Genomic DNA, 11,588 nt, shown 5'->3' on the forward strand with positions numbered 1-11,588 from the left:
AGCCGGGCCCCTCCGTCATCCCCGTAGCGGACTCAGGCGGTCAGGAAGGCCGCCAGCTTCGCCACGCCGTCGATGATCTGCGCCTGCGTCAGCGAGCTGACGGACAGCCGCAGCCGGTGCTCGCCTCCGCCCGCCGGGTAGAACGGCGCCATCGGCGTCCAGAGCACCCCGTGGTCGCGCGCGCAGCGCTCCATGGCCGCCTCGTCGGCGACGAACGGCACCGTCAGCACGGCGAAGAAGCCGCCGTCCGGCCGGGTCCAGGAGATGCCCAGCCGGCGCCGCACGGAGGCCGGGAAGTGCCGGTCCAGCTCCCGCAGCAGGGTGTCCATGCCCGCCGCGTAGTGGGCCGTGGCAGGGGCGTTGGCGGCCCGCAGGCGGCAGTCGTGGGTCAGCAGCATGCCGCCGATGACGGCCTGGCTGAGCGCGGGCGTGTTGACCGTCGTCATGCTCTTCAGCTTGGCCAGCTCGTCCGCGAGCAGGCTGCGCCGCCCGTCGGGGCCGGCCACCTCCTGGTCGGCGACCACGTAGCCGAGGCGGGCCCCGGGGAAGCAGGTCTTGGCGAACGAGCCCAGGTAGACGACCTGGCGGCGGCGGTCCAGCGCCTTGAGGGTGGGCCGCTGCCCCGGGGTGCGGGAGAAGAAGCCGTACGGGTTGTCCTCGACGACGAGCACGCCCTCCTCGGCCGCGGCCTCCAGCAGCCCGGTGCGGGCCGCGACCGGCATGCTGGTGCCGGAGGGGTTGGCGAAGTCCGGGACGACGTAGAGGGCGCGCGGACGGCGCCCCTCGGCCCGCACCGCGCGGGCGGCGGCGCGGACCGCCGCCGGGTCGGGGCCGCCGTCCGGGCCCTCGGGGACGGGGCGGACGGTCAGGTCGAGCAGCCGGGCGGCGCCGGTGACGCCGACGTAGCAGGGCGAGCTCACCAGCAGGACGTCGTCCGGGCCGGCGCACAGGGCGCGCAGCGTCAGCAGCATGCCCTCCTGGGCGCCGACGGTGACCACCACGGCCCCCGGGTCGACGGTCAGGCCCTCGTCGTTGGCCAGCGCGCGGGCGACCAGGTCGTTGATGAGGCCCTTGGTCGGGCCGTACTGGAACAGCGCGGTGCGCACCGCGTCCCGGCCGAGGCCGCGGTCGGCCAGGTGGGCGAGGTAGGTCTCCAGGTAGGCCGGGACGTCCTCGGGCTCGAAGAAGCCCTCGTAGGGGCGGCCGGGGGCGAAGGAGACGGCGTCCGGGTAGCGGGTGGTGACCTCGTTGAGGAAGGTCATCGCGTCCAGCAGCGGATCGGCCAGGGAGGCGTGCAGGTCGTCCAGTCGGAGGTCCGCCGCGGCGCCTCCCGGAGCGGGCGGAACCGTCACCGCAGCGCCTCCCGGAGACAGCCGGCCGCGAAGGCCTGGGCCTCGGCGGCGTCGTCCAGGGTGCCGGTCATGGCGAAGAAGCCGTGCGGCATGCCCGGGTAGCGGCGCAGCTCGACCGGGACCCCTGCCGCGCGCAGCGCCTCGGCGTACTGCTCGCCCTCGTCCCGCAGCGGGTCGTACTCGGCGGTCAGCACGGTCGCGGGCGGCAGGCCGGCCAGGGTGGCGGCGCGCAGCGGGGAGGCGTACGGGCTGGCGCCGTCGCCCCGGTCGGCCAGGTAGTGCCCCCAGTACCAGTCCACCGAGCGGCGGTTGAACAGTGCCGGGTCGTCGTGGTCGCGCAGCGACGGGGTGTCGGCGCCGTGGTCGGTGTTGGGGTAGACCAGCAGCTGGTGGCGCAGGGCGGGGCCGCCCTCGGCACGCAGCAGGAGGGTGAGCGCGGCGGCGAGGTTGCCGCCGGCGCTGTCGCCGGCGACCGCGATCCGGTCCGGGTCGACGCCGAACTCCTCGGCCCGTTCGACGAGTTGCAGCAGTGCGGCGCGGCTGTCGTGGAGCGCCGCGGGGAAGGGGTGCTCGGGGGCGAGCCGGTAGCCGACGGAGGCGGTGACGCAGCCGACGGCGTTGGTGAGCCGGCGGCAGATCGCGTCGCTGGTGTCGGGCGAGCCGAGCGTCCAGCCGCCGCCGAACAGGTAGAGCAGGGCGGGCAGTCGGCGGCCCGGCGGCTCGGGGCGGTAGAGCCGCAGGGCGAGTTCGCCGCCGGGGCCGGGGACGCGGTGCTCCTCGACGGCGGCGACCGGCTCGGGCGTGCCGGCCGCCGCGCGGATGTCCGCGAGGTCGGCGGCACGGGCCTCGGCGAGGGTGAGGGTGTAGAGCGGCGGGGTCCCGCTGCTCGCGCGCCGGGCGCGCAGCGCCTCGGCCTGGGGGTGCAGGGGCATGGGCGGATCCGTTCGGTGCGCGGGGCTCGGCGGCGGGTTCAGCAGTCTGCCTCGACGTACACGGTCTCGTCGGTGCGGAAGGCCGTGTCGAGGTCGGCGACGTCCGGACGGGCGCCCTGCCGGTAGGCGCACGGACGGATGCCGTCGGGGTCGAAGCCGGCCCGGGTGAGGACGTGCCGCAGCTCGTCCAGGTCGTAGATCCACTGGTGCCCGAAGTACCGGAAGATCTGGTTCACCAGGAAGGCGGGGCGCTCGGGCATCGGCGGGCCGAAGCCGAGGGTGGTCAGCCGGCGCCGGTGCTTGCCGAGGAAGCCGTCGCCGGTGGCGTAGCCGACCAGGTAGCGGGCGAGGTCGGGGGTGGTCAGGCGCAGGACGCCGCCGGGGCGCAGCACCCGGCGGGCCTCGCGCAGCCAGCCGACGGCGACCGGCATGGTGACGTGTTCGATCAGGTGCTCGGCGTACACCCAGTCGACGCTGGCGTCGGCGAAGGGCAGCGGTTCGGCGATGTCGAGCTGCGTGAACCAGCGGTCGCCGTCGACCCGGTAGAGGGTGCCGGGCGCGGTGGCGGCGTCGGGGCTGCGCAGGGTGGCGAGGTCGGTGCCGAGGCCCTCCGGGTGGGCGGTCCGGAAGGCGGCGAACTCGATTCCGGTGATGCCGAGTTCGCGCAGGCCCTGGTGGTCGCGCGGCAGCCCGCCGGGGTGCGCTTCGAGCGTGTCGCAGGTGGCGACCTGCTCGCTGAAGGCGTCCAGCCGGGGAGCCAGCCCGTCCGGGTCGTCCCAGTCCCAGCCCGGGAATCGTTCGTTCTGCTCGGTCATGTGTCGGACCTCCATGGGGGAGAACGCGGTTCGGGTACGGCGCGGTTCAACGGCGGTGCGGTTCAACGGCTGCGTGGTTCAACAGCCGCGCGGTTCAACAGCCGTGCGGGGCTCGGGCCCGGCCGGCCGCGCGGGGGGCCAGGGTTCAGCCGGCCGGGCAGGGCCAGGGCGCGAGGACCGTACGGTCCAGGTCGGCGAGCCGGGGGCGGCCCAACAGGGCCATGGTGTGCTCCAGTTCCTCGCGCAGCAGGTCGAGCACCCGGTGCACCCCGGCCTCGCCGTCGGTGGCCAGGCCCCAGAGCGCGGGGCGGCCGACCAGCACGGCGCGGGCGCCGAGGGCGAGGGCGATCGCGAGGTCGGTGCCGCTGCGCACGCCGCCGTCGAAGAGCACCGGCAGTTCGGCGGGAACGGCGTCGACCACCTCGGGGAGGGCGGCCAGGGCCGGCATCGCACCGTCGAGTTGGCGGCCGCCGTGGTTGGAGACCAGGACGGCGTCGACGCCGTGCTCGACGGCCAGCCGGGCGTCCTCGGCGGTGAGGATCCCCTTGAGGACCAGCGGCAGCCGGGTGCGATCGCGCAGCCAGGCCAGGTCGGTCCAGCTCAGTGCGGGGTCGAACTGTTCGCGGGCGTGCTCGGCGATGCCCGAACGTCCGGCGGTGGCGCGGTGGCTGGCGGCCGTCAGGGCCTGGTCCAGGTTGACCGCGCGGACGGCCGACGGGACGGCGAAGCCGTTGCGCAGGTCGCGCAGCCGGCGGCCGATCCTGGGGGCGTCCACGGTCAGCACGAGCGCGCCGTAGCCGGCCGCCTCGGCGCGTTCCACCAGGGCGGCGAGGACGGCGCGTTCGCGCAGCCAGTACAGCTGGAGCCAGAGCGGGCCGGTGGCGGCCGCGGCGATCTCCTCCAGCGTCCGGCTGGCGAACATCCCGGCGACCAGCAGGGCGCCGGCCCGGCCGGCGGCGCGCGCGGTGGCGGTCTCCCCCTCCGGGTCGACCAGCCGGTGGTAGGCCATCGGGGCGATGCCGAGCGGGAGGCGCAGCGGTGCGCCGAGCAGGGTCAGCGCGGGGTCGCAGGCGGAGACGTCGACCAGGGTGCGCGGGCGCAGCGCATGGCGCCCGAACATCTCCCGATTGGCCGTCAGGGTGCGTTCGGCGCCGCTTCCGCCTTCGATGAAATCCCATATTTCCGGTGGGAGTTGGGCGTGCGCCGCACGCTCGATCCCGGCCAGCGTGAGAAGTCCCACGGGCATTCCTCGTTCCAGGACGGCCACACACGGGCCGGTCCTGCTTCGGCAGCGTAGGAGCAACGACCACATTGGTATAGACCTTGATTTGACCAAACGTCTGTGCCAAGGTCTGGCCACGGAATTGGCCGTTCGGATTTGTTAACGGCGTTCATGTCAAAATCCCCTCACTTGTGTGGAGCCGCGTTGACCGGCTTTCTCCCCTCCGTACTTCCGCCTGCCCTCCTGCCGCACTCCGACGCCCCGGACTCCTGGGTCGACCGGCTGCTGCTGGCCGGACCCGGCGGCGAGGAGTGCCTGCGCCTCGGCGCACCGCTCGACCGGGACGCCCTGCGCGCCCTGGTCGAGGAGCAGTCCGAACGGCTGTCGGCCGCCGGGCTCGGACCCGGCGGGACGGCGGCGCTGCGGCTGCCGCCCTCGGTGGCGTTCGTCGCGGTGCTGCTGGCGTGCTGGCGCCTCGGCGCCCAAGTCGCCCTGCTCGACCACCGGTTGACCGACCACGAGATCGACGCGGCGGTGGCGCGGCTGGCCCCGCAGGTGCTGGTAGGCTCCGCCCATCGGTCGGCGGCGGCCCTGCGCGGCTTCTCCGAAGTCGAGCCGGTGGCCGTCCCGCTGGCGGACGGGCGCCCGGCCCGCACCGGACACGCGCTGATCCAGCTCAGCTCCGGATCCACCGGTCCGGCCAAGGTCATCGCCCGCACCGCGGCCGATCTGCTGCGCGAACTCGACTGCTACCACAGGCTGGTGGAGTTCCCCGGCGAGGGCGAGCGGGTCGTCCTGCTCTCCTCGGTGGTGCACGTGCTCGGCCTGGTCGGCGGGCTGCTCAACAGCCTGCACGCCCGGGTCGCGCTCACCGTGCCGGAGCGGATGACGGCGGCGGGCATCCTCGCCGAGGTCGCCGCGAGCGACCGGCCGACCACCGTTCTCGGGGTGCCGTTCCACGCCGAACTGCTGGCGGGGGCGGTCGCTCCCCCGCCACTGCCCCGGCTGCGGCGGATGGTCGTGGCGGGCGAACTCGTCCGCCCGGGACTGCCCGCGCTGTTCACCGAACGGTACGGCGTCCCGCTCGGCACCATGTACGGCATGACCGAGACCGGGGTGATCGCCACCGACCTCTCCGGTACGCTCCACCCTGCCAAGCGGCCCGTGCACGGCATGCGACTGCGCCTGGTGAAGGGCGAGTTGCAGATCGGCACGGATTCCTCCCCGTACCCCGGACTGGACGATCCGACCCGCTGGTCCGACGGCTGGCTGCACACCCGGGACGCGGCCGAGCTGGCCGCCGACGGCCCGGTCACCGTGCTCGGCCGGCTGGACTCCCAGGTCTCGATCGGCGGCCTGAAGGTCGACCTCACCGAGGTCGAGCAGACGCTGACCGCGCTGCCCGACGTCCGCGAGGCCGTGGTGGTCTTCGACGGCGGCGCGATCGAGGCCTACCTGGCCACCGAACCCGGGACCGACCTCTCCTCCGTCCAGGACGGGCTGGCCCGCCGCCTGGCCGCCTACAAGCGGCCGCGCCGGCTCGCCCGACTGGACCGTCTCCCCCGCACCGCCACCGGAAAGCTGCTGCGCGACCCGGCCGCCCTGCGCGCGACCGCGACCGCCGGCTGACCGCGCCCACCGGCGCGCGGGCCGCACCCGGCCGCGCCCCGACCCCTTCGCGCCCCGACCCCTTCGCACCACCACCCCGACAAGGAGCCCACCATGCAGGACCGCATCCGCGCCTTCGTCCTGGCGGCACTCGCCGAGATGCAGTACGACGTCTCCGAGGTCACCGGGGACACCGACCTCGGCCCGGCCGGGCTGGACCTCGAATCGCTCGCCCTGGCCGACCTGTCGGTGCAGGTCGAGGACGAGTTCGGGATCAAGTTCGACCTGGACGAGATGGAGACCACCGCGCTGATGACGCTGGACGAGTTCACCGGCGACGTCGCCCGCCGGGTCGACGCCCTCGCCGCCACCTCCGGCAGCGCCGCGTGACCGGCTCCCCGCTCCCCGACGCCCTGCCGGACCGGGCCGAGGTCCTGACCATGCTGGCGGCGTTCGGGCAGCGCGCCGTCGACACCGTGCCCGAAGACCTCGGGTCGCTCGAACTCACCTGGCTCGTCGCCGAGTTCGAGCAACGGTACGGACTCCAGCTGGACCTGGACGACGACCGCTTCGGCGCGGTGCGCACCGTCGACGACGCCACCGGGCTGCTGCGCGAGGCCGTCCTCGCCGACCGCGCGGGCGCCCGGCCGTGATCCCCGGGGGCACGGGCTCCGGCCCGCCCGGCCGGGCGGCCGGCCGCCCGGTGGTCAGCGGTGTCGGGGTGCTCAGCGCCGCCGGGCGCGGGCTCGCCGTACTCACCGAGGCCGCCACCCACGGCAAGGCCCTGTCCGGCCCGGTCACCCGCTTCGACGTGAGCGCCCGCCGCACCACCCGGGCCGCGCTGTTCCCCGACACCGTGCCCCTGGCCTGCACCTTCCCCCTGGCCAGGACCGTGCTCGACGCGATCGGCCAGGCCTGCGGGCAGGCCGGGCTGACCGCCGCCGAGGGCGCCGGACTGCCCGTCCTGCTCGCCCTGCACAGCGACGAGCGCACCCGGGCGACCGCCGACGCGGTGGCCGCCGGGGTCCGTTCCGGGTGGGGCGCGCCGGGTGTCACCCGGGTGTACAACGGCGCCTGCGTGGCCGCCTCGACCGCCGTCGCCGACGCGGCGGCCCTGGTCGCCGCCGGGCGGCACGAGCGGGTCCTGGTCGCGGCCGGACACCTGGTCGGACCGGGCGTCTTCGCGGTCTTCGACGCCGGACGGGCACTGGCCCGGGACGGCGAGGCCCGCCCGTTCAGCGCCGGCCGCACCGGCACCCTGCTCGCCGACGCGGCCGCCGCCGTCCTGGTCGAGTCCGCCCCGGCCGCCGAACGGCGCGGCGCGCCCGCGCTCGCCCGGCTGGCCGGCTGGGGCCGGGCCGGGGACGCCCACCACGTCTGCCGCCCGGAACCGGAGGGCGACGGGACGGCCCGGGCGATCGGTGCCGCGCTCACCCGCGCGGGCGTCGATCCGGCCGAGGTCGGCTACGTCAACGCCAACGGCACCGGCTCGACCCTCGCCGACCGGGCCGAGGCCCGCGCCCTGCGGCGGGTGTTCGGCCCGCACACCGACCGTCTGCCGGTCAGCTCCAGCAAGTCCGTGCACGGGCACGCCCTGGAGGCCTCCGCACTGCTCGAACTCGCCGTCACCATCGGCGCGTTGGGCACCGGCCTGCTCCCGGTCAACGCCGGCTGGCTCGGCCCCGACCCGGACCTCGCGCTGGACCTCGTCCTGGACGGCCCGCACGCCGCCAGGCCGCCGTACGCCCTCAGCCTCAACTCCGCCTTCGGCGGCGCCAACACCGCCCTCCTGCTGGCCCCGGGATGACCGCCACCGCCATGACCACCGCCGAGAACACCCCTGCCGACCACACCCACGGACTGCGGATCCTCGCCGAGGCCCGCCGCCCCGCACCCGGCCTGGACGGGCCGCCGCCACCGCTGCCCGGCTTCGCCGCCTCCGCCTTCAACCCGCTGGTCGCCGACACCGCCGAACGCTGCCTGCGCGCCCACCACGGCGAACCGCCCGCCCCCGGACGGACCGCCCTGCTGCTCGCCAGCGCGAGCGGCGACCTCGACACCGCACGGGCCATCGAGCGCAGCGCCGAACCCGGACAGCGGACCGGCCCGCTGCTGTTCTTCCAGTCCAACCCCAACGCCGTCCTCGGGCACGTCTCCGCGCGCTGGGGCCTGACCGGCCCGATCGTGGCGATCTGCCCGGCCGAGGCCGAACCCGGCGTGGTCCCGGCCGAGGCGTTCGAACTCGCCGCACTGCTGCTCCAGGACGGCGACGCCGACCGGGTGCTGGCCGTGGCCGTCGAGCAGACGCCCGACGGGGACCGGGCCGCGGCCGTCCTGCTCGCCGGTCCGGCGGCGGGGAACCGGCCGGACTGACCCCTCCGAACCGTCCGACCGGACCGAACCGCCTCCCGGGCTGAACCCCGCGACCGCCCCCGGCCGTAGGAACCATCGAGGCCCGGCGCCTGACGCAGCCGCACCCGGCACACCAGCGCCCCCGCCCGTCCCCGCCTCGCTCCCGGCACCCGCCGCCCGAGCGACCGACCGCACGCAGCCCACCGCACGCCACACGCCGCCCGAGCAGCCGACCGCACCCGCCGCCCCCGCGCGGCCGACCGACCCTGCCACCCGATCAGCCGCCCGGGCCGTCCACCGGCCCCGAGGGAGGGATCCACCCCCGTGACCATCCGCAGCCTCCGCACCCAGCTCGCGGACGACCCCGACGTGGGCGCCGGCAACGTCCTCACCGCCCGGATCGCGCTCGGGCTCGACCTGGACGTACCGCTGCTCAGCTTCGACACCCCGGTGGACGACCACCCCGCCTGGCAGCCGTTCACCCTGCGCGAGCTGGACCGCGCCGTCCGGGCGCGCGCCGCCGCGCTGCACGGCCTGGGCATCACCCGGCGCGACCCGGTGGTGGTGTACGCGAGCGACGCCGCCGACCACGTGCTCGCCTTCCTCGCCCTGGCCCGGCTCGGCGCCGTCCCCGCGCTGCTCAACCCCAACCTGGACGGCGAGCGCGCCGCCCGCTACATCGCCCGCCTCGGCGCGGCCGGCGTCCTCGCCGACCCCGCCCACCTGGCCGCACTGGCCGGCCACGACCCGGGCGCGCCGCTGCTGCCCGAGATCGCCACCCTCGGCGCCGGCGACCCGGACGCCGCCCCGGAGCCGTACCGGCACTGGTCCGGCGACCCGGTGGCGATCACCCACTCCTCCGGCACCACCGGCATGCCCAAGGCCGTCGTCCACTCCCACGCGAGCCTGTACGCCGCGATCCGCCACCGGCTGCGGCTGCCCCGCCCGCAGGGCCAGGACCGGATGCTCAGCGCGCTGCCCGCCCCGCACGCCGCCACCCTGATCGCGCTCAACCTCGCGCTCAGCTCGCACACCGAACTCGCCGTGCTCTCCCGGCAGTCCGGCGACGGCGTGCTGGAGGCCGTCGAGCGGTGGCGGCCCACCGGGGTGATCGGCTTCGCCGCCACCTGGGCCGACCTCGCCCGGCACGACCTCGCCACCCGCGACCTGACCTCCGTGGCGCTCTGGTGGAACACCGGCGACTGCGCCCACGAGGTGCACATCCGCCGCCTGATCGCCACCGGCAGCCGGGAGACCGTCACCCGGGCCGGCCGCACCCGGCTGCCCGGCTCGCTGTTCGTGGACGGCCTCGGCTCCACCGAGATGGGGCACTCGCACTTCTTCATCACCCACGGCCCCGGCACCGAGCGCTACGGCCGCTGCGTCGGCCGCCCGCACGCCTTCGTCGACTGCGAGGTGGTCGGCCCGGACGGCGAGCCGCTCGGGCCCGGCGAGGTCGGTGAACTCGCCACCGCCTCACCGACCCTGGCGCTCGGCTACTGGAACGACTCGGCCACCACCTTCCGCACCCGGCTGCGCGGCCGCTTCCTCACCGGGGACCTGATGTACCGGGACGAGGAGGGCTACTACTACCACGTGGACCGGGCCGTCGACTCGGTCGAACTCGGCGGCGGCAAGCGGCTGTTCACCGCGATGTCGGAGGAGCGGGTGCTGGCCGCCTGCCCGGACGTGCTGGACTGCACGGTGGTCGCGGTCCGGGACGGCGAGCGCGTCGTCACCGACGTGCTGCTGCTCCTCGCCGCGGACGCCGACCCGGCCGCGGACCGCACCGGGGCGGTCGTCGCCGCCCTGGACGAGGCCGCCGCCGCGACCGTCCGCAAGGTGCTGGTGGTCTCCCCCGACGACATCCCGCTCGGCCCGACCGGCAAGGTCCGCAAGGTCCTGCTGCGGGAAACCCACCTCGCGGCGGTGGGCGCATGAGCGAGCGGAGTGTGCGAGCAGGCGAGCGGGGTGGGCGCACGACCCCGCGCCCCGGCGCCGTCGTCACCGGCATCGGCCTGGTCTCCCCGCTCGGCCGCGAGCCCGCCGAGGTGTTCGAGGCGCTCACCGCCGGCCGCACCGGCCTGCGCGCCGTCCCCGAGGGCCACGCCGCGCACGGCTGGCTGCCCGCCGCCGGGCTCGCCCCCGCCGTGGACGGCCGGGAGGTGCTGCCGCCGACCGAGACCCGCTGCGTGGACCGCTTCGTGCTGCTCGCCCTGGCCGCCGCCGACGACGCGCTCGCCGACGCCGGACTGGCCGTCGGCCGGGACGCCGACCCGCACCGCACCGCCGTGGTGCTGGCCACCGGCGGCGGCGGACTGGAGACCTTCGAGCAGCAGTCGCACCGCCGGCTGGAGCGCGGCCGCCCCGGCGTCAGCCCGTACCTGCTGCCCGGCATGCTCTCCAACATGGCCGCCGCCCGGATCGCCATCAAGCACGGCATCCGGGGCTACAGCTCCGCCGTGGTGACGGCCTGCGCGGCCGGCGCCCAGGCGATCGCCGAGGGGCTGCGGCTGATCCGGGCCGGGGACGCCGACGTGGTGGTGTGCGGCGGCACCGAGTCCTCGCTGCACCCGACCATCGCCGCCGCCTTCACCAACGCCCGCGCCCTGGCGCAGGGTTGGGACGACCCCGAGCAGGCCAGCCGACCCTTCGACGCCCGCCGCAACGGCTTCGTGCTCGGCGAGGGCAGCGCCGTCCTGGTCCTGGAACGGGCCGAGCACGCCGAGGCGCGCGGCGCCGCCGGCTACGCGGACGTCCTCGGCTGGGGCGCCTCCACCGACGCCCACCACCCGACCATGCCCCGCCCGGACGGCACCGGCGCCGCCGACGCGATGCGCGCCGCGCTCGCCAACGCGGGCCTGGCCCCGGGTGACATCGACTACGTGAACGCCCACGGCACCGGCACCAAGCTCGGCGACGTGGCCGAGACCGCCGCGCTGCGCGCCGTCTTCGGCGCCGAGCCGCCCGCGGTCAGCTCCACCAAGGGCGCCACCGGCCATCTGCTGGGCGCCGCGGGCGCGTTGGAGGCGGCGGTGACCGCCCTGGCGGTGGCCCGGGGGACGCTGCCGCCCACCCTCAACCTGACCGACCCCGACCCGGCCTGCGACCTGGACCACGTCCGGGGCGCCGCCCGGACCGTCCCGGTGCGCGCCGCGCTGAGCAACGCCTTCGCCTTCGGCGGCCACAACCTCAGCCTGATCCTCGGCCCGGCCTCCACCCGGACCGCCCGCTAGCGGTACCGCCGACAGCCGCCGTCCGACTGCCGCCATCCGACCGCCGCCGCCCGACCGCGGTCGCCCGCCGC

General features: G+C 76.2%; 11 protein-coding genes. 7 read left to right on the plus strand and 4 right to left on the minus strand.

The genetic code is table 11. From position 1 onward, the window contains the following. Nucleotides 1-32: 32 nt before the first annotated feature. The 4 genes from ACFY4B_RS13345 to ACFY4B_RS13360 form a co-directional block, all read right to left on the minus strand. Nucleotides 33-1,352: a PLP-dependent aminotransferase family protein gene (locus ACFY4B_RS13345; RefSeq protein ID WP_387967826.1), complete on the minus strand. Its 1,320-nt coding sequence runs from the start codon at nucleotides 1,350-1,352 to the stop codon at nucleotides 33-35. Further along, on the minus strand, nucleotides 1,349-2,284 hold the full coding sequence (locus tag ACFY4B_RS13350) for an alpha/beta hydrolase (RefSeq protein WP_074004872.1): 936 nt from the start codon (nucleotides 2,282-2,284) through the stop codon (nucleotides 1,349-1,351). The genes ACFY4B_RS13345 and ACFY4B_RS13350 overlap by 4 nt, the downstream gene beginning before the upstream one ends. Before the next feature lie 38 nt (nucleotides 2,285-2,322). Next, nucleotides 2,323-3,099 carry a class I SAM-dependent methyltransferase gene (locus ACFY4B_RS13355; protein WP_074004873.1) on the minus strand — a complete coding sequence of 259 codons (777 nt, stop codon included), beginning with the start codon at nucleotides 3,097-3,099 and terminating at the stop codon, nucleotides 2,323-2,325. 145 nt (nucleotides 3,100-3,244) lie between these two features. After that, nucleotides 3,245-4,345, minus strand: coding sequence for an alpha-hydroxy acid oxidase (locus ACFY4B_RS13360; protein WP_387967830.1), 1,101 nt, complete (start codon nucleotides 4,343-4,345; stop codon nucleotides 3,245-3,247). A 180-nt stretch (nucleotides 4,346-4,525) separates the two neighbouring features. On the opposite strand from ACFY4B_RS13360, the gene ACFY4B_RS13365 reads away from it, so the two are divergent. The 7 genes from ACFY4B_RS13365 to ACFY4B_RS13395 all read left to right on the plus strand — a co-directional run bounded on the left by ACFY4B_RS13365 (nucleotide 4,526) and on the right by ACFY4B_RS13395 (nucleotide 11,517). Further along, nucleotides 4,526-5,950: a class I adenylate-forming enzyme family protein gene (locus ACFY4B_RS13365; protein WP_387967832.1), complete on the plus strand. Its 1,425-nt coding sequence runs from the start codon at nucleotides 4,526-4,528 to the stop codon at nucleotides 5,948-5,950. Nucleotides 5,951-6,043: 93 nt separating this feature from the next. After that, nucleotides 6,044-6,319: an acyl carrier protein gene (locus tag ACFY4B_RS13370; RefSeq protein ID WP_049653814.1), complete on the plus strand. Its 276-nt coding sequence runs from the start codon at nucleotides 6,044-6,046 to the stop codon at nucleotides 6,317-6,319. Further along, the gene (locus ACFY4B_RS13375) at nucleotides 6,316-6,582 is read left to right on the plus strand and encodes a hypothetical protein (RefSeq protein ID WP_074004875.1); all 267 of its coding nucleotides are present in this window, start codon (nucleotides 6,316-6,318) and stop codon (nucleotides 6,580-6,582) included. The genes ACFY4B_RS13370 and ACFY4B_RS13375 overlap by 4 nt, the downstream gene beginning before the upstream one ends. Next, nucleotides 6,579-7,736, plus strand: coding sequence for a beta-ketoacyl synthase N-terminal-like domain-containing protein (locus ACFY4B_RS13380; RefSeq protein ID WP_387967834.1), 1,158 nt, complete (start codon nucleotides 6,579-6,581; stop codon nucleotides 7,734-7,736). Before ACFY4B_RS13375 ends, ACFY4B_RS13380 begins: the two co-directional genes overlap by 4 nt. Continuing rightward, entirely contained in the window at nucleotides 7,733-8,302 is a 570-nt protein-coding gene (locus ACFY4B_RS13385) for a beta-ketoacyl synthase N-terminal-like domain-containing protein (protein ID WP_387967836.1), read from the plus strand. Before ACFY4B_RS13380 ends, ACFY4B_RS13385 begins: the two co-directional genes overlap by 4 nt. A gap of 303 nt (nucleotides 8,303-8,605) precedes the next feature. Beyond that, nucleotides 8,606-10,222, plus strand: coding sequence for a class I adenylate-forming enzyme family protein (locus tag ACFY4B_RS13390; protein WP_375873770.1), 1,617 nt, complete (start codon nucleotides 8,606-8,608; stop codon nucleotides 10,220-10,222). Continuing rightward, complete coding sequence (locus tag ACFY4B_RS13395) at nucleotides 10,219-11,517, plus strand: beta-ketoacyl-[acyl-carrier-protein] synthase family protein (RefSeq protein ID WP_387967839.1); 1,299 nt, start codon at nucleotides 10,219-10,221, stop codon at nucleotides 11,515-11,517. The genes ACFY4B_RS13390 and ACFY4B_RS13395 overlap by 4 nt, the downstream gene beginning before the upstream one ends. Nucleotides 11,518-11,588: the final 71 nt, after the last annotated feature.

The organism is Kitasatospora sp. NPDC001261 (assembly GCF_042896795.1).
Taxonomy (GTDB): Bacteria; Actinomycetota; Actinomycetes; order Streptomycetales; family Streptomycetaceae; genus Kitasatospora.